Source organism: Leisingera sp. ABM4_060, assembly GCF_056158765.1.
The window spans coordinates 1,143,610-1,163,674 of record NZ_JBSWTX010000001.1 but is presented as its reverse complement, the minus strand read 5'-3'; the positions used below and the strand labels follow the sequence as shown (position 1 = coordinate 1,163,674).

The window sequence follows — 20,065 nt, the reverse complement described above, 5'->3', positions numbered from 1 at the left end:
TCAGAACAGATCCTGGCGGATCGGGTTAAGCGCAAAATGGATCTGGCCGGCCAGCTGCAGCTGGCCGATGGCATCTGCGGGAACAGTGGCCGGCAGGCCTGCCTCGCGCGCCCAATTGGCCAATTGCTTGCGGGATGCCGGGCCGAACTGCCCGTCGATGGCGATGCCGGAGCCCAGCTGCCGCAGGATATACTGGGTGCCGGCGGCGACATCTGTTTCGGGCATGGCAGACAGCAGCTCCCGGGCAGAGGCGCGTGCTTCGTCGTCGTTCAGTGCCATCGCCTTGCCGGCACGGGCGGCGGCGGCGTGCGCAGGGATCCTGTCGGAAAGCTTGTTCAGTGCGACCCAGGCGCCGTTGGTGCCGCCCCAGGCATCGCCGCGGGACAGGCCCATGTCATACCATTCCAGCGCTTCTGCCGCGTCGCTGCCGGGCAGGTCGCCGCGCATGATCATGCGGCCGATCTCCCCGGGGGCCTTGGGGTGGCCAAGCTGCGCCGCTTCGGCAAACAGCGCGCGGGCCTTGTCCTTGTTGACTGGCTTGCCCGCGCCGCCATCACGGTAGACGTAGCCCAAGTTGGCGGTGCCATAGATGTCACCGCGTCCGGCGGAAGCCTCAAGATATGACAGGCCGCGCTGCGGCTGTGCCAGCTCGGCGCCGCTCCACAGGAAGAACACACCCAGCTCGTTCATCGAGTAGGTATGGCCCAGTTCCACCGCCCGGCTGAGCAGATCAAAGCCGCGCTCGCGGTCCTGCGGCCGCTGGGTACTGTGCAGCAGCCGCTTGCCGTGGGAATGCATCGCAAAGGGATCGCCTGCCGTGATGCCCTGTTCCCAAAGGCTGGCCGCCTTGTCCGGATCCAAGGGGATCGCCACGGCCTGGCGGTCGATGTTCGGACTGGTGTACAGCTTGGCCAGCGCGTGATAAGCGCGGACATGGCCCAGGTCGGCCGCTTGCTGGAACTTGCCGAAGGCGCCGGTCAGATTGCCTTGTCCCAGCAGTGCCCGGCCCAGCTGGTAGTGGAAACGGCCGATTTCCGGCGCTGTATCCGCAGCCTGCCGGCAGGCATCCTCTGCCGCTTTCAGGTTGATTTCATTTGGGTAGCGGTAAAGCCCGACGCCCTGGAGATCGAGAAGGTCTCCTGCTTCCAGATCGCATTGCCGGGCAATCATTTCGAGGTTCAGGGTGATATCGCGCACCGCCTCGCCCTGGGCCAGCCGCAGCACCATCCGGTCGGTGCGCACCTGGCCGCCGTCCTTTCTGGCGGGCAGTTCACTTAGCTGCGGCGCATAGTTGAGGCTGAGCGCTGATCCATCGCCTGATTGCAGCGACGACACCCCAGAGGAAGGGGTTTCGACGATCGACACCGTGGTGCCGGCACTGACGTAGGGCTGGATCTCCGGTGCCAGTTCCAGCGAGCGGCCGAGCGGGATTTTCACCGACAGTTCGGCAGGCAGCTGGTCCAGGCTGGCCAGCGAGGTGTCCGGGGCGCTTTGGGCGACGTTCAAGCTCTGCTGCGGCGGACGCAGATAGATCTTGCGCATCAGAGTCGAGCTTTCCCAGGGGACCTGGATATTGCCGGTGGAGGCGTAGACGTCGCTGCGGATCGCCGAGAGCACGGTCATCGCGTCCTCTTGAGGGCGGGCCGGGAACTGCCGGACGACAGAGGCCGTATATGGGCTGTTGCCGCCTGGTTCGCCATCCAGCGCGGTGGCGCCGGGGGAGGTGGAGAACGCCACCAGCGTGTTGAGCGGCGGCCGGAATACGTCAAACCCTTCGCGGGCTTCATAGAGCTGGGCGCCGACTTCGGCATTGAGCTTGGCGTCCGGGACCGGGTTGTCGCGGCAGGAATCCAGCATCAGGATCTGGCTTCCTGCCTTGCCGCCCAGAATGGCTGAGACCTGGTCCAGCGTTACGGACTGGAATGGCAGGTCATTGATGCCGCTGAGCTCGGCGTCACTGGTCAGCAGGTAATTCCGCCGCCCCAGCTGAATCCCGTGTCCTGCGTAGTAGAAGAACACCTGGCTGCCTTCGCGGATGTTCAGCGCCGCCTGCCGCAGCAGCGCCTCAAACCCCCGCTTGTCGAGATCGTAGCCTTCGTAGACCGAATACCCGAAGGATCGCAGCATTTCTGCCATTGCGGCCGCGTCGTTGCGGGTGTTGGTCAGGTCGGAGACATGGTCGTAATCCTGAATGCCGACGACGATCGCCGTTTCGCCGGCAGTGTCCCGTTCCTGAGTTTCATAGGCGGCAAGCGCGGCCTGGCCCGGAAGCAGGGCCGTGCAGGCCAGTGCAATCCGGGCAGAGGACCCAAGCAGGTCTTGCAACAGGCCGGTGGCAGGCAAACAGGGCATTACCAGCTGCCTCCGCCTCCGCCGCCGGATCCGCCACCGCCGCCGGATCCTCCGCCACCTCCGCCGCCTCCGCCAAAGCTGGAAGGTTCGGGTGTTTCAACTGCGGCTGGTGCCGGAGCGGGGGTAACGGCCGCGGGAGCTGGCCGGGTTACGGGCGCTGGAGCCGGGGTTCGGTAGGTTGCGGGTGCCGGGGCTGAGGCCGGCGCGGCCGCAGGCGGCGGAGCTATGGGCGCGATGGGCTCACAGGCTGCGGTGACAGCGGCAATCGGCAGTGCGGCGATCAGGAAATGTATCCGCATCGGGTACCTTTCTCTTGAGAAAAAACTGATGAACAAACAATCCGGGCTCGAGTTTACTTGATCCGGCGGCGCAAATCAAAGTTAGCCTGCCGCAAAACTTCGGCAAGGGGACTGGGTCAGCCGCCTGGGCGGATGCTGATGCTGCCGTCGCGGTTCCGCTGCGCACAGGAGGCCTCGGTCAGCGGCGCCAGCCGCGGGCCCGCTGGTGCCGAGGCGGTTCGCTGGGTGCAGCGTTTCAGCGCGATTTGCTGGTATCCCTTGGTGGCCATGCAGGATTTTTCCAGCCGCTGGCGCAGCGGGCGGTTCACATCCACTGTGTAGAAGCTGCCGGGCACCCAATAGCCGGGGCGGTAATAGCAGCCGCCGCTGTGGCAGACCTTGCGCCCGGGGTGGAAGACCGGTGGATGCTGGCGGATTTCATTGGCAACAGGCGCGTCCTTGAGCGCCACCGTCGCGCAGCTCAGCTCGTCCGTCTGCAGCCGGGACACATCTGCCCCCTGCTTGTAGTATACCGGAAGCGGGCCGCAGGCTGCGGCGCCAAACAGCAGGACGAGGCCCGCCATGATCGTGACATCCCTGCGCATGGCCTAAGAATGGCTGCAAACAGAGGAAGTTACAATTAAATTGACCGTGAATGCGGCTTCTGTCATTCACGGTGGGCGAAACGCCGCCAGGGGAGCCTCCAGGGGATACGCAAATGAAGGTCATTATCTGCGGTGCGGGCCAGGTCGGCTGGCAGATCGCCCGGCATCTGTCCGGCGAGCACAACGACGTCACCGTTGTCGACAGCAATCCGGAACTGGTGCGCCGGGCGACCGATACGCTGGACGTGCAGGGGATCCACGGTTTTGCCTCATACCCGGACGTTCTGGACCGGGCAGGGGCGCGCGACGCCGACATGATCATTGCCGCCACCCACTCGGATGAGGTCAACATGGTGACCTGCCAGGTGGCGCATTCTGTGTTCAAGATCCAGCGCAAGATTGCCCGGCTGCGCGCCAAGAGCTACCTGACTGCGATCTATTCCGATCTGTATCAGCGCGAACATCTGCCGATTGACGTGGTGATCAGCCCCGAGCGCGAAGTCGCCGCGGCGGCGATGCAGCGGCTGTCGGCGCCGGCCGCCTTTGACACCGAGACTTTCATGGAGGGCAAGGCGCAGCTCCTGGGCATTCAGATCGACGCGGACTGCCCGGTGGTGAACACGCCGCTGCGGCAGCTGACCGATCTGTTCTCGACCCTGCGGGCGATTGTCGTGGGGGTGCGGCGTGAAGGCACGCTGTTCGCTCCGGAAGCCGGTGACCAGTTGTTTGTCGGCGACAGCTGCTATGTGTTCAGCCACGCTGAGGATGTGCCGCGCACCATCGAGGTGTTCGGCAAGCATGAAAAGCGCCAGGACCGGGTGGTTGTGGTCGGCGGCGGCAATGTCGGGCTGGAGGTTGCAAAGGCACTGGAAAGCAGCACCTCCCGGATCCGCTCCAAGGTGATTGAGCGCGACCGCGCTTGCGCCGAACGTGCCGCCGAGACGCTGGAGCGCACCATTGTGCTGAACGGCGACGGGCTGGACCGGTCGCTGATGATCGAAGCGGGCATCGACAAGGCGGATGCGATGCTGGCGGTCACCGACGACGATAAGACCAACATGCTGGCTGCGGTGCGCGCCAAGGCCGAGGGCTGCCCCCTGGCGATTGCGCTGATCAACGATCCCACCCTGGTGCCTTTGCTGCCGCACCTTGGCATCGACGCCTATATCAACCCGCGCTCCACCACCGTGAGTTCGATCCTGCGCCACATCCGGTATGGCCGGGTGCGGCAGGTCTACTCGCTGGGCGATGCCGAGGCGGAGATGATTGAGGCCGAGGTACTGTCCACTTCACCGATTGCCGGGCAGATGATCCGCGAGACGGATTTCCCCGAAGGCGTGCTGGTCGGCGGGGTGCTGAAGAACGGCGAGATGCTGCGGCCGATGGGCGAGACCCGGATCGAGGAGGGCGACGTGATCGCGCTTTTTGCCATGGCAGATGATGTGCCCGAGGTCGAGCGCCTGTTGCAGGTGTCGATCGACTATTTCTAGATGCGCCGCGTCGCCCAAGCTCCCATCGGCGTTCTGCGCCTGCCGCTGTTTCTGCTGATCTGGGGCATATTCGCGCTGGCGATGTGGCTGCCAGCGGTGCATGCGCTGGTGCTGGACGACCACCACACCTCGCGCAGTTTTTTCTATGCGGGCGTTGCCGGGCTGATGCTGGTGGTGCTGATCGGCCTCTCAGTCGGCAACAAGGTGCCGCGTTACGGAATGCCGGGGCAGCTCTTGTCCTTGCTGGCAACCTTTACCGTGCTGCCGCTGTTCCTGGCGGTGCCGGTGCAGGATGCCTTGGTCAGTACCCGCTACCTGAACGCCTATTTCGACATGGTCAGTGCCATCACCACCACCGGCGCTGACATCTGGGCCGACCCGGACAGGCTGCCGCCCAGCGTGCATCTGTGGCGGGCGATTGTCGGCTGGCTGGGCGGGCTCCTGATGTGGATTGCCGCTTCGGCGGTGCTGGCGCCAATGTCGCTGGGCGGATTTGAAGTGACCGCCAAAGGCGAGCCCGGCGGCGGCTCGGCCGCACCGGCTCATATGGAAAAGGCCGACCCCCGGCGCCAGCTGGTTCTGGTCACCCGTACCCTGGCACCGGTTTACGCCGGGCTGACGATGGTTCTGTGGCTTTTGCTGATGATCACCGGGGAAGAGGCGCTGGCCGGCCTCAGCCATGCGACGTCGGTGATGGCGACCTCGGGCATTTCCGCCACCGGCGGTGTCGAGAACGCGGGCAGCGGACTGGCGGGTGAAATGGTGATGTTCCTGTTCATGTTCTTTGCCCTGTCCCGGCTGACCTTTTCCAGCGACACGGTGACCTCGGGCCAGGGACGCCTGGACAAGGATCCGGAATTCCGTACCGGGCTGCTGATTGTCTTCGGGGTGCCGCTTTTGCTGTTCCTGCGCCATTGGGTGGCGGCCTATGAAGTGGATGCGGCCGAGGATGTTCTGCAGGCGCTGCGGGCACTTTGGGGCACGCTGTTCACGGTGATGTCCTTTCTGTCCACCACGGGTTTCGAGAGCATGCACTGGGAAGCCGCGCAGGCCTGGTCCGGGTTGGAAACGCCCGGAATGATCCTGCTGGGACTGGCTGTGTTCGGCGGCGGCGTGGCAACCACTGCGGGCGGGGTCAAGCTGCTGCGGGTCTATGCGCTCTACCTCAACGGCCTGCGTGAGATGGAGCGGCTGGTGCACCCCAGTTCGGTCAGCGGCGAAGGCGACCGCACCAAGCGTCTGCAGAAGAACGGCGCCTTTGTGGCCTGGGTGTTCTTCATGCTGTTTGCCCTGTCGCTGGCCCTGGTCAGCACCGCGCTGGCGGCTGTCGGTACCGACTTCGAGCAATCGCTGGTGCTGGCCGTTGCGGCGCTGGCGACCACCGGGCCGCTGACCGAGGCCGCTGGCAGCGATCCGATAGTGCTCAGCCTTCTGACCGCGCCGGCCAAGCTGATCCTCTGCGTGGCCATGGTGCTGGGCCGGCTTGAGACGCTGGCTTTCATTGCGCTCTTGTCGCCGAACCTCTGGCGCAGCTGATATCCCATAAGGGGAAAAAGTGTTTTTCGGGTGGAAACTTATAATTTCTGCGTCCATAGTGATGTTTAACGTGCGTGCTGGTCCGCAGCGCGTGGCAAGAACAAAGGCGAGATAATAAAAAATGGCTTCGGACAGACAGAATCTTCAGGATGCCTTCCTGAATCACGTTCGCAAAACCAAGGTTCCAGTTACAATCTTTCTGATCAACGGGGTCAAATTGCAGGGTGTGATCACCTGGTTCGACAATTTCTGCGTGCTCTTGCGCCGCGACGGACAGTCGCAGCTGGTTTACAAGCATGCGATCTCGACCATCATGCCGGCCCAGCCGATCAGCCTCTATGAGGGTGAAGACGCCTCTTGATGGAGCACGACAGGAAGCGCACCCGGGCGTGGGTGCTGCATCCGGAAATCAAGTCAGACATGGGGCGCCGGGACGCAGGTCCTGCGCTGGAAGAAGCTGTGGCGCTTGCCGCCGCCTTGCCCGATCTCGATGTGATCGGTTCAAATGTCGTGCGCCTGCCCAAGGCGCATCCGGGGATGCTGTTCGGCTCCGGCAAGATCGAAGAGCTGGCGGGCATCCTGAAAGCCGAAGAGATAGAGCTGGTCCTGATCGACGGGCCGGTGTCGCCCGTTCAGCAGCGCAACCTCGAGAAAGCCTGGAAGGTCAAGATTCTGGACCGGACCGGGCTGATCCTGGAGATTTTCTCGGACCGTGCTGCCACCCGCGAGGGTGTTCTGCAGGTGGAAATGGCAGCGCTCAGCTATCAGCGGACCCGGCTGGTGCGGGCCTGGACCCACCTGGAACGCCAGCGCGGCGGGTTGGGATTTGTCGGCGGACCCGGCGAAACCCAGATCGAGGCCGACCGCCGTGCCATCGACGACCAGCTGGTGCGCCTGCGCCGTCAGCTCGACAAGGTGGTGAAGACCCGGACCTTGCACCGTGAATCGCGCGCCAAGGTGCCTTATCCGATTGTGGCGCTGGTGGGCTACACCAACGCCGGTAAGTCAACGCTGTTCAACCGGCTCACAGGGGCCGAGGTGATGGCCAAGGACATGTTGTTCGCCACGCTCGACCCGACCATGCGCCGGGTGCAGCTGCCGGATGGGCCCGAGGTGATCCTGTCCGACACCGTGGGTTTCATTTCGGACCTGCCGACCGAGCTGGTGGCGGCCTTCCGTGCCACGCTGGAAGAGGTGCTAGCGGCGGATGTGATCCTGCATGTGCGCGACATCAGCCACGAGGAAAGCGAGCACCAGGCCGAGGACGTCGAGGCGATTTTGGCCTCGCTGGGGGTGGATGAGAACCGCGCCCGGATCGAGGTCTGGAACAAGCTGGACCAGCTGCCCGAGGAAGAGGCTGAAGCCCGCCGTCTGCGCGCGGTGCGCGAGGATGGCATCCACGCGATCTCGGCGCTGACCGGTGAGGGGCTGGACGCGCTTCTGGCGGATATCGCCGAGCAGCTGCAGGGCGTGCGGCATGAGGAGGTGCTGAACCTCTCCTTTGCGCAAGGCAAGCAGCGCGCCTGGCTGTTCCAGCAGGATCTGATCCAGTCAGAGGAACAGACCGAGATCGGTTTTGACATCACCGTGCTGTGGACTGACCGGCAAAAGGCCAAGTTTCTGAAACTGTAAGAATTCCGGTCACTTTTCGAGTGACCGGAACCAGGCCCAGCTATCCTCAGCAATTTTCGGGCCGATCTCATAGATCCAGTGGCTGTGATCCGGAATCAGCTGCAGCGTGAAGCTGTGGCCTGATCTGGCCATGGCTTTGCCGGTCCGCTCCGCCTGTTCAACGCTGAAGATGTGATCACGGTCTCCCAGGTACAGGCGGACAGGTTTGGGATGTGCGGCCGGCTGGAATACCTCATCCCCCGCAAAACCGCCGTGCAGGGCGGCGGCTTGCCAAGGGCCCTGAAACCGGTTTGCCAGGATCGAGGCATAGCTGGCGCCGTTGGAATGCCCGAACAGATAAACCCCGCTGACCCGGCGTTCCAGCACTTGCTGCGAGAGCATCCTGTCCAGCAAGGATTGAGACAGATCCCCTAGCTGCCAGTTTTGAGCCTTGGCCTCTGGTGCTATCAGGATCAGCCCGTGCCGTTGTGCGGTGTCCTTCCAGATGTCGATCATTGAAAGGCCGGACCTGCCTGAGCCATGCAGCAGTATAATGGCAGGTGCAGGCACACCGCCGGGCGGTGCAAGACTGTACCAGGTCTGGCCGAAATCCCGGTGCTTCCGGGCCAGCTGCTGCACTTCGTGCGAGGGCGAATAGTCGAACGCGGCCGGCGCAGGCTGCCTCAGCCCGTTGCGTGGCACATTGGCATAACCGCCAGGCTGAATAGTGCCCGCCGGTGCGGGCATGGGGGGCAATGCTTCAGTCTGCTGAGGTGCCGGCAGGGCGAGGTGGAATACGCCGTAAAAGCAGGCTGCGGCTGCGAGCAGCAGAAAGGCTATCGTGTAATGTCTCATGTAAATCTGAATGGTTGAGGAAATGGGAGGGCAGAGGGGGTAATTCCCCTTTGCCGTTGATGAGGATTTTTCTAACGCGGGCTGATCCTTGTTACCCCGACAGCAGCGGCGCGGGCGAGGTCCTCGTCCAGCGACATCGGGATGTATTCGCCGCGGCGCCAGAGCTGGGCCATGTCGTCATAGTAGCGCGACAATGGATGGCCGGACTGGCCGGAGGCGACGACAAAGACTGAGCTGTCGGGATCGGCGAAATCATAGACGCCACGGTAGCCGGCTGCGTGCACGTTCTGGAACGGATCCGGATCCTTGCCCGAGCTTTTACCGCGCTGAAGGGTGTTGCTGCTGCCGCTGGTGGATTGGCGGATGTTCACGAAGTACCGCAGAACCGGCACTTCGCCGAGTACCGGGTGATCCTGGGCGGCCTGATGGGCATCGCCCCAGCGCAAGGATTCCAGCGCATCGCCGTAGCGTTCCTCAATCCAGATCAGCGCGTCATCCAGGGCCAGCCGGGCCATATCGGTGCAGGTTTCTTGCGGCGCGCTCTGCTGGACATCGCACCAGACGGCGGCGCCATCCACATTGCGGTACACCCGCTCAATGAACAATGGCTCTACATGGCGGAAGCTTTTGGCGACCGGGCCGAGTTCGTCGGTGATCAGCCGCGCCTGCAGCGCCCGCAGCCAGGCGGCATAGATCAGCGGCTCGGGCAGGTGCTCGTTCATCTCGCCATTCCATTCGGACAGCAAAGTCAGCGCAATCTGGCGCTGGCGTTCGCGGGTGCCGGCAGCAGCAGCTTCGCCGGTGAACCACAGGTCCGCGCCGATCAGCGGCAGCAGCGTGCGCGCAGTGTAGGAGACGGTGTCCAGCTGCGCCTCGATAAAGCTGTCGCGGGTATGCACTTCGCGGTTCTGCATCAGCTTTTCCCAGCGGTGAATGCGCTGCGTATCGCCCCAGTCAAAGGAGACATGATTGGGGAAGGGGCGGTCGAGAATCTTGTTGTTGGTGTTGCCTAGGATTCCGCCAGCCGGGGCAAGGAATTCCGGGTTTTCCGCATAAGGCAAGCGGCCCTGCCAGCGGTTTTCCGGGCGCCAGCCCTGGCTTGGCAGACGGCCTTTGCTTTGGTGCGCCGCGTCCCGCGCCGGGAAGGCTCCAACGGTTTTGAGCGCGATTGTGTTCTGGTCCGCAAGGGTGAGGTTTTGCGATGGGGCAACAAAATCCTCCCCTGCGATGATGGCTTCTCGAACTGAGGCGCTGCGCATCAGGTTGATGGCCGCGGTCATCGAGGTGTCATTGGGACTGAGCACGGTCCAGCCGAGCGATACCACGTGGCCAGGCGGCGTGATGTCCGCCAGTCTGAACATCGAGCCAGGCAGCACCGGCCCGTTGTCTGTCCAGCGCAATGTCAGTGTGACGGGTGCTTCGTCCCTGATCCTGACGATCGAGGGGCGGGAGACAAACTTCTTGTAGCCCTCAGCCGACAGGTATTCCTGCGGGTTTTCCGGGTTCAGCTGTTCGATAAAGAGATCCTGGTCATCCAGGAATGAGGAAGTCACCCCCCAGCCAAGCGTGTCGGAACGTCCGGTGATGACCGCGGGGATGCCTGGAATGGTGCCGCCGATCACGCCGCCGGAGCCCAGTTCCAGCCGCGCCAGGTACCAGACGCCCGGGGCGGTCAGGCCAAGATGCGGATCGTTGGCCAGCAAAGTGCCGCCTGCGGCCGAGCGGCTGGGGGCGGCGGCCCAGGCATTGGATGCCCCTGCCAGCCCGCGCGGGGCAACTGGAAACAGCAGGCTGTCTTCCCCTGTTTCGCCGGACGAAGCAAATTGACGGCCGCCCGAGATACCTGGCACAATTGCGGCGTATTCAGGAAGAGCTGTCAGGCCTTCACCTGGCGCATCCGGCATAATGTCCTGCAGGCGTGTTTCATCGTTCAAGGCCAGCGAGGTTCGGGCGCGCAGGATTTCTTCCTTCATGTGGCCGGACAATTGCAGTGCCATCAGCTTCATGATCGCGATGCTGTCGGCGGGCTGCCAGGGGGAAACCGGCATGTTGAACAGGAACATCTCCGGCGCACCGCGGCCGAGGGCGCTTTCGTTGATTTCCTGCAAGCGCGCGTTAACGCCGGCGGAGTAAGCCTTGAGCGCCGCAAGAGCCTCGGGCGACTGCACCTTCACCGATTGCTGCGCCAGGCCATAGATGTCCAGACGGCGCAGATAGGTGTCGGTCTCGACCGTGCGGGTGCCGAAGACTTCAGACAAGCGGCCCTTGGCGGTCCGGCGCATGACGGCCATCTGCCACAGCCGGTCCTGGGCATGGGCATAGCCAAGGCCGAAATAGACATCCTCGTCGCTGGCGCCGTAGCTGCCGAAGATATGCGGCACATTGGCATTGTCGCGCACGATCTCGACCGGCGAGGAGAGGCCGGGCAAGTCGATTTCCTTGTCATATTCCGGCAGCGATTGCGAGGCGAGGTAATAGACCAGCAGTGTGGCAAGGACGCTCAGCAGAATCAGCCCGGCTGCAATGCGCAGTAGCCAGCGGAAAAGATGTCCCATCGGCGGTTGTTTCCCCTTGGTTTTTTGTCATTTCCGCTTAGGGGCAGATTGCGCCCGGCGGCGGCGGTGGTAGGGTCGGCGCCAACATATGCGAAGTGAGATCAAGGGAAAAGCAGATGGCAAAAATCGCGTTTCTGGGAATGGGGGTGATGGGTTATCCGATGGCTGGCCACCTGCAGGCAGCAGGCCATGAAGTCACCGTCTACAACCGCACCGAAGCCAAGGCGAAAGCCTGGGCCAAGGAGCATGGCGGGCATTTTGCCGCCACCCCGCGGGCGGCGGCGGCGGGGGCGGAGTTCGTGATGGCCTGCGTCGGCAATGACGACGACCTGCGCTCGGTCTGCCTCGGCGCGGATGGAGCCTTTGCTGGAATGGGCTCAGGCACGGTATTTGTGGATCACACCACGGTCTCCGAAACGGTCACCCGGGAATTGCATGCGGCGGCTGAGGGTAAGGGCGTGTTCTTTGTCGATGCGCCGATCTCGGGCGGCCAGGCGGGAGCCGAGAACGGTGTGCTGTCTGTGATGTGTGGCGGCGATGAAGATGCCTATGCCCGGGCCGAGCCGGTGATTGATGCCTATTCCAAGATCTGCCGCCGGATCGGCGGCACCGGTGCGGGCCAGCTGACCAAGATGTGCAACCAGATTGCCATTGGCGGGCTGGTGCAGGCGCTGAGCGAGGCGCTGCATTTTGCCGAAAAGGCCGGCTTGGACGGGCGCGCGGTGGTGGAGGTGATCAGCCAGGGCGCCGCGGGCAGCTGGCAGATGGTGAACCGGCATGAGACCATGCTGGAGGATCACTTTGACCATGGTTTCGCGGTGGATTGGATGCGCAAGGATCTGGGCATCTGCATGGATGAAGCCAACCGCAATGGGGCCACATTGCCGGTTACCGCGCTGGTCGACCAATATTACAAGGACGTTCAAAAAATGGGCGGCGGGCGCTGGGATACTTCGTCGCTGTTCAAGCGGCTGCGCGCGCTGGATGCGCTGGCCTCGGACGGCTGACGTAAAAATGGCCTTTCCTAATGGAAAGGCCATGCCTCCGGCGGGAGTATTTCTGACCAGAAAGAAGCTGGGGCAAGAGGCGCTGCCGGACCGCTCAGGGAATGATCCGGGTGTACTTTGTGCCTTCCAGAGTGGCGCCGACACGCAGGCCTGCCTGGCCGAAGACTACCGCCAGCACGGGCGAGGTCAGGGTGTTTGTGTCTGCGCTCAGCGCATTGCCTTCGTCCTTGATGACATATTCCACGTCGGCGCCTGCGGCCCAGCCGGTGGAACGCCGGAAGCCGGCCAGCGCATCCTGGGTCATGAAGAACAGCACATGGGCGTATTGCTGGGCGCCGATCTGCAGACCGGCATTGCCCTTGACGGTGGAGTAGTAGTCGACGGTCACGCCGTTGATCCGCAGGGCGCCGCGGCCGAAGGCGCCGCCAAAGACAAAACCGGCTTCAGTGACCAGCGGCATCACCAGCATACCGGTGGCTTTGTCCGCCAAGGTTCGGGTGTTGGGATACTGGCTGAACATCTGGTTCAGGGTGGCATCCACCCGGGCGTCGATCTTGGCGGCGTTGCTGGTGCCGACGCCGTTGCCGCAAGCGGCGGTCACGCCCGCGCCGGCCAAGGCGGTCAGGGCAAACCCGCGGCGGGTCATGCGGGAAGAGGAAAAACTGCTCATTTCTCAGGTGCCTGTAATGATTTTCTGTGAGGCCGGTTGGGTCCGGCTCTGGCCCTTTGTATACGCGGAAAACCGCTGTCTGTCATCCGCTATGAAGCCGAACACTGGCGGCTTCCCGCTGACGTGATCCTGTTTGCGCTCAGCCGTTCAGCAGTTTGGCCGCCGCCGGTGCGAAATAGGTCAGGATGCCGTTGCAGCCAGCGCGTTTGAAGGCCATCAGGCTCTCCATCATCACTTTTTCACCGTCGATCCAGCCGTTTTGCGCAGCGGCCTGGATCATCGCGTATTCGCCGGAGACCTGGTAGGCATAGGTCGGCACGCCAAAGGCGGATTTCACCCGCTGGCAGATGTCCAGATAGGCGATGCCGGGCTTCACCATCACCATGTCTGCGCCTTCCATCAGGTCGCGTTCGATCAGCCGCAGCGCCTCGTCGCTGTTGGCCGGGTCCATCTGGTAGGTTTTCTTGTCGCCTTTCAGTGCTCCGGAAGCGCCAACCGCATCGCGGAACGGCCCATAATAGGCGGAGGCGTATTTTGCGGCATAGGACAGGATCGCAACATTGTGGTGGCCTGCCTTTTCAAGAGCACCGCGCATGGCGCCGATGCGGCCGTCCATCATGTCGGAGGGGCCGATGATATCGGCGCCGGCCTCCGCCTGGGCCAGGGTCATCTTGACCAGCGCCTCGACCGTTGCGTCGTTGACGATCTCGCCATCAACAACATAGCCGTCATGGCCGTTGATGTTGTAGGGGTCCAGCGCAACGTCGGTCATCACCGCGATATCCGGTGCCGCCTCCTTGATCGCACGGATGGCGCGGTTGGTCAGATTGTGCGGGTTCCAGGCCTCTGCGCAGTCTTCGGTCTTGAGAGAGGCGTCGGTGTAGGGAAACAGGCAGATGGCCGGGATGCCAAGTGCCTGTGCTTCCACTGCGGCTTCGGCAATCTTGTCGACAGTGCGGCGCACCACGCCAGGCATCGAGGCGATGGGTTCTTCCATGCCTTCGCCTTCGCGGATAAAGACCGGCCAGATGAAATCACCCGGCGTCAAGGTGTTTTCACGAACCAGATCGCGGATGGCCTGGCTGGCGCGGGTACGGCGCAGGCGGGCGGCGGGAAAGGGCGCAACGGTGGGCTTCATGGCGGTCTCTCATTCAGGTTTGCATATGGGTGGCATGGAAGCGGCCCCGGGAACAAGGGTCACATTCGCCGCGCTGGAAAACTTATGCACTGTGCAGGCTTGCCTGTGCCGGGTTCCCGGTGGATATAGGGCCGGTTGAGGAAATTACGGTCCGCAGGCCTGCGGCCGCAAGAAGGGGGGGCTGGCGTGGATCTGCTTCAGATTATCTACGAGATGATTGAGCTGCGGTCATTCTCCAACCTTTGGTACTGGATCGCTCTGGCGGTGCTGTGGTCATCGGCCAGCCACTGGATCCTGGGCGTGCCTTACGACATGGTCCACCGGGCGCAGCGCAAGGGCGGCCAGGCTGAACGCGATCTGGAGGATATCACCCGGGTCAATGTGAACCGGATGCTCTATATTGCCGAGGTGTCCGGCCCCTGGCTGGTGGCGCTAAGCTGCTTTGCGCTGTCGGCGCTGGCCACGCTTGGCTTTGTTTTTTTGCTTGAGATTGCCCAGGCGGTGTTCCTTCTGGCGTTTCCGATGGCGGTGGTGGGGCTGATCAGTTACTTCACCGCGCGCCGGATCGCCAGCGAAACGGCAACCGGTGAGGCATTGCGCAAACGCCTGGCTTTCTGCCGGCTCTACGTCCAGTTCGTGGGTGTGATTTCGATTGTGGTCACCGCCTTCTGGGGCATGTATCAGAACCTGACAATCGGAGCGTTTTGACAGGCGGGCGGAAGCGCCCCGGGGTTCCTGGAGAGGATAGGGTATGGCACAGCGTGCAATCACCATGGGCGGCGCGCCCGAAGGGTTTGACGCCCGGCTGATCCTGAAGGAAGTGCAGCAGTCCGGCACGCCGGTTCTGCATGTGGCCCGTGATGACAAGCGGATGGAGGCAATGCGGGCAGCACTTGCCTTTTTTGCACCGGACATGCCCGTGTTTGTTTTCCCGGGCTGGGACTGCCTGCCTTACGACCGCGTCTCGCCGAATGCGGATATTTCGGCTGCGCGGATGGCCGCGCTGGCGGCGCTGGTTCATCAGATGCCCAGGCAGTTTGTGCTGCTGACAACCTTGAACGCTGCCGCCCAGCGGGTGCCCGCGCGCGAGGTGCTGCGCGAGGCAGCCTTTACCGCCCGGGTGAATCAGCGCGTGGACGAAGACGCACTGCGCAAGTTCCTGGTGCGCATGGGTTTTACCCAAAGCCCGACAGTGATGGAGCCAGGCGACTACGCTGTGCGCGGGGGGATCATCGACATCTTTCCGCCGGGTGAGAGCGGTCCGGTCCGGCTGGATCTGTTCGGCGATGTGCTGGATGGGGCCAGGCGCTTTGATCCGGTCTCGCAGCGCACCACCGAGAAGCTGGAAGTTGTGGAACTGGCGCCTGTGTCCGAGGTGATCCTGGATGAGGCCGCGATCACCCGGTTCCGCCAGAACTACCGGATCGAGTTTGGCGCTGCCGGGACAGATGATCCTCTGTACGAGGCGGTCAGCGCAGGCCGCAAACATCAGGGAATAGAGCACTGGCTGCCGTTCTTCCATGAGAAGCTGGAAACCCTGTTCGACTACCTGCCGCAGGCCACGGTGACGCTGGATGATCAGGTGACGCCGGCGCGTTTGGCACGCTGGGAAACAATTGAGGATCAGTACGAGACCCGCAAGCATGCGATGGAGCAGAAGGGGCGGATCGATACGGTCTACAAGCCCACGCCGCCGGGGCTTTTGTATCTTGATGATGCGGCCTGGGAAGCGTCGGTTGCTGGCCACCGGGTGGTGCAGCTGCATCCGCTGCCGCAGGCCTCGGGGCCCGGAACCGTAGACGCTGGCGGGCGGATCGGGCGTAATTTCGCGCCGGAACGGCAGCAGGAAAACATCAGTCTTTTCGGTTCTTTGGCCGCGCATATTAAAGCCAGGATGCAGGAGGGGCCGGTGCTGATCGCCTCTTATTCCGAAGGCGCGCGCGAACGTTTGACGGGTCTGATCGAAGACGAGGGCCTGGCCGAAGCGATCCCGGTGATGGATGGCACCCGTATCGGCAAGTCCGGCCTGCATCTTGCGGTCTGGGCGCTGGAGCACGGGTTCGAGGCGCCGGATATGACGGTGATTTCGGAGCAGGACGTGCTGGGCGACCGGCTGATCCGGGCGCCCAAGAAACGCCGCAAGGCCGAGAACTTTTTGACTGAAACCCAGTCGCTCAGCCCAGGCGATCTGGTGGTGCATGTGGACCACGGCATAGGCCGCTTCAAAGGGCTTGAAGTGGTGACGGCCGCTGGTGCGGCGCATGAATGCATCCTGCTGGAATACGCCGAAGCAGCCAAGCTCTACCTGCCGGTCGAGAATATCGAGCTGTTGTCCAAATACGGCCACGACGAGGGGCTCTTGGACCGTCTCGGCGGCGGCGCCTGGCAGGCCAAGAAGGCCAAGCTCAAGGAGCGCATCCGCGAGATGGCGGACAAGCTGATCCGCATCGCCGCCGAGCGCGCCCTGCGCAAGGCGCCGGTGATGGACCCGCCGCCCCATGCCTGGGAAGAATTCTCCGCCCGCTTCCCCTATCAGGAGACCGACGACCAGCTGCGCGCCATTGATGACGTGATGGAGGATCTGCACTCCGGCCTGCCGATGGACCGTCTGGTCTGCGGCGACGTGGGGTTCGGCAAGACCGAGGTGGCGATGCGCGCGGCCTTTGTCGCCGCCATGTCCGGGCTGCAGGTGGCGGTGGTGGCGCCGACCACGCTGCTGGCGCGCCAGCATGCCGCTTCCTTTGCTGAGCGGTTTCGCGGATTTCCATTGCAGGTCAGGCAGTTGTCGCGCTTTGTAAGCAGCAAGGAGGCCAGCCAGACCCGCGAAGGCCTGGCCAAGGGGACCGTTGATATTGTGGTTGGCACCCATGCGGTTCTGGCCAAGAACATCAAGTTCCAGAACCTTGGCCTGCTGATCATCGACGAGGAGCAGCATTTCGGCGTTGCGCACAAGGAGCGGCTGAAACAGCTGCGCAGCGACATCCATGTGCTGACCCTGACGGCAACACCGATCCCGCGCACGCTGCAGCTGTCGCTCACGGGTGTGAGGGACCTGTCGATCATCGGCACGCCTCCCGTCGACCGCCTGGCGATCCGCACTTACGTAAGCGAGTTTGACACCGTCACCATCCGCGAGGCACTGCTGCGCGAGCATTACCGCGGCGGCCAGAGCTTCTATGTGGTGCCGCGGATCACCGATCTGCCGGATGTTGAAGAGTTCCTGAAGGCGCAGCTGCCCGAGCTCACCTACGTGGTGGCGCACGGCCAGATGGCAGCCGGAGAACTCGACGACCGGATGAATGCCTTCTATGACGGCAAATACGACGTGCTGCTGGCGACGACGATCGTCGAAAGCGGATTGGATATCCCGACCGCCAACACGATGGTGGTGCACCGAGCCGACATGTTCGGCCTGTCGCAGCTCTATCAGATCCGGGGCCGGGTGGGCCGCTCCAAGACCCGCGCCTATGCCTATCTGACCACCAAACCGCGCCAGCGCCTGACGACCGCGGCAGAAAAGCGGCTGCGAGTGCTGGGCTCTCTCGACACGCTGGGCGCGGGCTTTACCTTGGCCTCGCAAGACCTTGACATCCGGGGGGCGGGCAATCTTCTAGGCGAAGAACAGTCCGGCCAGATGCGCGATGTGGGCTATGAGCTCTACCAGTCGATGCTGGAGGAGGCGATTGCCAAGATCAAGGCAGGCGAGATGGAAGGCCTGTCGGATGCTGACGATCAATGGGCGCCGCAAATCAATCTGGGTGTGCCGGTGCTGATCCCCGAGGATTACGTGCCGGATCTGGATGTGCGCCTTGGCCTCTACCGCCGTCTGTCGTCACTCTCGACCAAGGTGGAGCTGGAAGGCTTCGCAGCAGAGCTGATCGACCGCTTCGGCAAGCTGCCCAAGGAAGTGAACACGCTGATGCTGGTGGTGCGGATCAAGGCGATGTGCAAGCGCGCAGGGATTTCCAAGATGGATGGCGGTCCCAAGGGCGCAACGATCCAGTTCCACAACGACAAATTCGCGTCGCCGCAGGGGCTGGTGGAGTTCATCCAGGCACAGGACGGCCTCGCCAAGGTCAAGGATAACAAGATCGTCGTGCGCCGCGACTGGAAGAGGGACGCGGACAAGATCAAGGGCGCCTTTGCCATTGCCCGCGATCTGGCAGAGAAGGTCGTGGCGGAAAGAAAGAAAGCCAAGGCTTGATCTCTGGCGCCAAGGAAACTTGAATTTCCTTGGCAAATTTCTTTTTCAAGAAATTTGATCAGCCGCAGCCGGGGCTTGGTGCCATCGCCGCCTGGGCGCAGAAGCAGGACGCGCCGACGGCTCGGTCCGCCCGTGCGAGCGCCAGGTCCAGCTGCTGTTTTATGTGCCGGATTTCAACGCGTTCACCGCGGGCCTTCAGGCAATCATGCAGGCCCTTCAGGCTCCAGATATTGCCGGGATGCACAGAGGCGCGCGACAGGGTGCCATCCAGCCCGAGGTCGGCACGGTAGACGGCCTCGGCTTCCTCAAAATGGCCCTGTTCAAACAGCAGCGCACCCAGCGCGTGGCGGGTGGGTTGCATCCAGCCCCAGGGCTCATCGTATGGCAGGTTGTCGTCGAGTTCAGCAGAGTGGCGCAGATGGGCAAAAGCCGCGTCGTAGTTTTGTTTGCGGTACTCGATCTCTCCCCGCAGCATTTCCGTTGCGATCTCAAGCAGATCAGCGACTTTATTATTGTGCAGGCGGCGGCTCTCCGGCACCCGGATCTTGGCTGCGAGGAACAACTGCTCCTCAGCCTCGGCTTCTGTCACGCGGCCGGTTGCAGCATAGGCAATGGCGCGGGCGTAATGGGTGTTGGCGGTCAGGGTGCAGTACAGCGCCGGATCCTCCGGCAGCTCCAGCGCCATCGCCTCCTCCCAGCGGCCAAAGCGGAGCAGGATATGCGGGTGCATTGCCAGGTAGCTTTCAAAGAAATCTGCGATGGGCGGGCTTTCGACCAGCAGCATTTCCGGCGGGGTGGTATCCAGTATGCCCTGGTTGGCGGCCAGCGCCGGCTCAAGCTGGCCCAGGAACATCGCGCCGTATATGACAAAGTGGTAATTGTGCTGGCGGTAACCGGTATAGATGTTGAAAGCGCCTTCGCGTGCGTAGAATTTCAGGTCCGCTTCGATTGCTTTCTGGTTCCAAAAGACCACGCTTTGATAATCGCCGCAGAGCACGTCGATATGGGTTGGCATATGCACCAGATGGCCCGCATCCGGCACCAGCGTGCGCAGGGCATCCGCGGCTTTCAGCGCCTTTTCGGGCTCCGGCGACATCTCCATCAGATGCACATAGAGATGCAGCAGACCCGGGTGCTGCATGGCGCCCTTTTCACTCTCCATCGCCTCTTCCAGCACTTCCTGTGCTTCCAGTGTGGCTGCACCCTCGGCGGGCGCGCCGGTCTTCAGGTCCCACATCTTCCAGGGGGTCAGGTTCAGCAGGCTCTCGGCATAGACGGTGCGCAGGTCCAGATGACCCGGGCAGGCTGCAAAGGCCGCGCGCATCGTCTCGGCAAAGTCGTAGTCCCAGGCGTGCATATCCTCACCGGGCTCGCGCTGCGGGTATCGGGCCTGTATGGCGCGGATCAGCTGCTGTTCAACGTCGGTGCAACCATCAATGCAAGCAAGGGCGGATTGCGCTGCGTCATAGGCCTCAGCCAGCGCCTCGGCACGGCTTTTGGCATCACGCAGGTCCCAGGGCAGGTTGTAGTTCGGCCCGGCGGCATAGGCGGCGCCCCAATGAGCCATGGCACAGTCCGGGTCCTGTTCCAATGCGCGGCGGAAACAGGCGATGGCTTCTTCGTGGTTGTAGCCGTAGGTCCAGATCAGGCCGCGGTCGAACCAAAGCTGTGCCTCGGGAGAATTGGTAGTGACCGGGCAGGAGTAGCTGCCGAGATTGTAATCGTATGCCATGAAAAAACCTCCCCAATTGCTTGGAGAGGTTA

Annotated in this window: 14 protein-coding genes; 7 read left to right on the top strand and 7 right to left on the bottom strand. The window is 63.0% G+C overall.

The annotated features are described in order from the left end of the window. Complete coding sequence (locus ACXAEH_RS05695) at positions 1–2,352, bottom strand: caspase family protein (protein WP_475031494.1); 2,352 nt, start codon at positions 2,350–2,352, stop codon at positions 1–3. A 415-nt stretch (positions 2,353–2,767) separates the two neighbouring features. Further along, complete coding sequence (locus tag ACXAEH_RS05690) at positions 2,768–3,235, bottom strand: hypothetical protein (RefSeq protein ID WP_475031493.1); 468 nt, start codon at positions 3,233–3,235, stop codon at positions 2,768–2,770. Between the two features lie 113 nt (positions 3,236–3,348). Here ACXAEH_RS05690 and trkA point away from each other — a divergent pair, with 113 nt between their 5' ends. From trkA to hflX, 4 genes are all read left to right on the top strand, one after another. Continuing rightward, positions 3,349–4,725 carry a Trk system potassium transporter TrkA gene (gene trkA / locus ACXAEH_RS05685; protein ID WP_475031492.1) on the top strand — a complete coding sequence of 459 codons (1,377 nt, stop codon included), beginning with the start codon at positions 3,349–3,351 and terminating at the stop codon, positions 4,723–4,725. Further along, complete coding sequence (locus ACXAEH_RS05680) at positions 4,726–6,261, top strand: TrkH family potassium uptake protein (protein WP_475031491.1); 1,536 nt, start codon at positions 4,726–4,728, stop codon at positions 6,259–6,261. A 121-nt stretch (positions 6,262–6,382) separates the two neighbouring features. After that, positions 6,383–6,622 (top strand): RNA chaperone Hfq, encoded by a 240-nt coding sequence (gene hfq, locus ACXAEH_RS05675; RefSeq protein WP_008204623.1) that lies wholly within the window; start codon positions 6,383–6,385, stop codon positions 6,620–6,622. Beyond that, positions 6,622–7,893, top strand: a complete 1,272-nt coding sequence (hflX, locus tag ACXAEH_RS05670; RefSeq protein ID WP_475031490.1) for a GTPase HflX — start codon at positions 6,622–6,624, stop codon at positions 7,891–7,893. The genes hfq and hflX overlap by 1 nt, the downstream gene beginning before the upstream one ends. A gap of 9 nt (positions 7,894–7,902) precedes the next feature. On the opposite strand, the gene ACXAEH_RS05665 is transcribed toward hflX, so the two are convergent. Both ACXAEH_RS05665 and ACXAEH_RS05660 read right to left on the bottom strand, forming a co-directional pair. Further along, positions 7,903–8,619, bottom strand: a complete 717-nt coding sequence (locus ACXAEH_RS05665) for an alpha/beta hydrolase (RefSeq protein ID WP_475031489.1) — start codon at positions 8,617–8,619, stop codon at positions 7,903–7,905. 179 nt (positions 8,620–8,798) lie between these two features. After that, the gene (locus ACXAEH_RS05660; protein ID WP_475031488.1) at positions 8,799–11,282 is read right to left on the bottom strand and encodes a penicillin acylase family protein; all 2,484 of its coding nucleotides are present in this window, start codon (positions 11,280–11,282) and stop codon (positions 8,799–8,801) included. A gap of 116 nt (positions 11,283–11,398) precedes the next feature. On the opposite strand from ACXAEH_RS05660, the gene ACXAEH_RS05655 reads away from it, so the two are divergent. Continuing rightward, positions 11,399–12,289, top strand: coding sequence for an NAD(P)-dependent oxidoreductase (locus ACXAEH_RS05655; RefSeq protein ID WP_475031487.1), 891 nt, complete (start codon positions 11,399–11,401; stop codon positions 12,287–12,289). A gap of 94 nt (positions 12,290–12,383) precedes the next feature. On the opposite strand, the gene ACXAEH_RS05650 is transcribed toward ACXAEH_RS05655, so the two are convergent. Beyond that, complete coding sequence (locus ACXAEH_RS05650) at positions 12,384–12,959, bottom strand: lipid-binding SYLF domain-containing protein (RefSeq protein ID WP_475031486.1); 576 nt, start codon at positions 12,957–12,959, stop codon at positions 12,384–12,386. Positions 12,960–13,098: 139 nt separating this feature from the next. Beyond that, a complete protein-coding gene (gene hemB, locus ACXAEH_RS05645) occupies positions 13,099–14,097 on the bottom strand; it encodes a porphobilinogen synthase (protein WP_475031485.1) in 999 nt (332 codons plus the stop codon). Between the two features lie 186 nt (positions 14,098–14,283). Here hemB and ACXAEH_RS05640 point away from each other — a divergent pair, with 186 nt between their 5' ends. Further along, positions 14,284–14,805: a component of SufBCD complex gene (locus ACXAEH_RS05640; RefSeq protein ID WP_475031484.1), complete on the top strand. Its 522-nt coding sequence runs from the start codon at positions 14,284–14,286 to the stop codon at positions 14,803–14,805. A gap of 43 nt (positions 14,806–14,848) precedes the next feature. Continuing rightward, positions 14,849–18,301 carry a transcription-repair coupling factor gene (mfd, locus tag ACXAEH_RS05635; protein WP_475031483.1) on the top strand — a complete coding sequence of 1,151 codons (3,453 nt, stop codon included), beginning with the start codon at positions 14,849–14,851 and terminating at the stop codon, positions 18,299–18,301. Between the two features lie 58 nt (positions 18,302–18,359). Here the strand turns inward: mfd and ACXAEH_RS05630 are convergent, their stop codons facing one another. After that, positions 18,360–20,033 carry a tetratricopeptide repeat protein gene (locus ACXAEH_RS05630; RefSeq protein ID WP_475031482.1) on the bottom strand — a complete coding sequence of 558 codons (1,674 nt, stop codon included), beginning with the start codon at positions 20,031–20,033 and terminating at the stop codon, positions 18,360–18,362. Positions 20,034–20,065 lie beyond the last annotated feature (32 nt).

Bases quoted from the DNA above. Each gene is read 5' to 3' on its own strand.
- ACXAEH_RS05695 (WP_475031494.1), bottom strand. From the start codon at position 2,352: ATGCCCTGTTTGCCTGCCACCGGCCTGTTGCAAGACCTGCTTGGGTCC.
- ACXAEH_RS05690 (WP_475031493.1), bottom strand. From the start codon at position 3,235: ATGCGCAGGGATGTCACGATCATGGCGGGCCTCGTCCTGCTGTTTGGC.
- ACXAEH_RS05650 (WP_475031486.1), bottom strand. From the start codon at position 12,959: ATGAGCAGTTTTTCCTCTTCCCGCATGACCCGCCGCGGGTTTGCCCTG.
- ACXAEH_RS05655 (WP_475031487.1), top strand. From the start codon at position 11,399: ATGGCAAAAATCGCGTTTCTGGGAATGGGGGTGATGGGTTATCCGATG.
- ACXAEH_RS05630 (WP_475031482.1), bottom strand. From the start codon at position 20,033: ATGGCATACGATTACAATCTCGGCAGCTACTCCTGCCCGGTCACTACC.
- ACXAEH_RS05665 (WP_475031489.1), bottom strand. From the start codon at position 8,619: ATGCCCGCACCGGCGGGCACTATTCAGCCTGGCGGTTATGCCAATGTG.
- mfd (WP_475031483.1), top strand. From the start codon at position 14,849: ATGGCACAGCGTGCAATCACCATGGGCGGCGCGCCCGAAGGGTTTGAC.
- ACXAEH_RS05680 (WP_475031491.1), top strand. From the start codon at position 4,726: ATGCGCCGCGTCGCCCAAGCTCCCATCGGCGTTCTGCGCCTGCCGCTG.
- trkA (WP_475031492.1), top strand. From the start codon at position 3,349: ATGAAGGTCATTATCTGCGGTGCGGGCCAGGTCGGCTGGCAGATCGCC.
- hemB (WP_475031485.1), bottom strand. From the start codon at position 14,097: ATGAAGCCCACCGTTGCGCCCTTTCCCGCCGCCCGCCTGCGCCGTACC.
- ACXAEH_RS05660 (WP_475031488.1), bottom strand. From the start codon at position 11,282: ATGGGACATCTTTTCCGCTGGCTACTGCGCATTGCAGCCGGGCTGATT.
- hfq (WP_008204623.1), top strand. From the start codon at position 6,383: ATGGCTTCGGACAGACAGAATCTTCAGGATGCCTTCCTGAATCACGTT.
- hflX (WP_475031490.1), top strand. From the start codon at position 6,622: ATGGAGCACGACAGGAAGCGCACCCGGGCGTGGGTGCTGCATCCGGAA.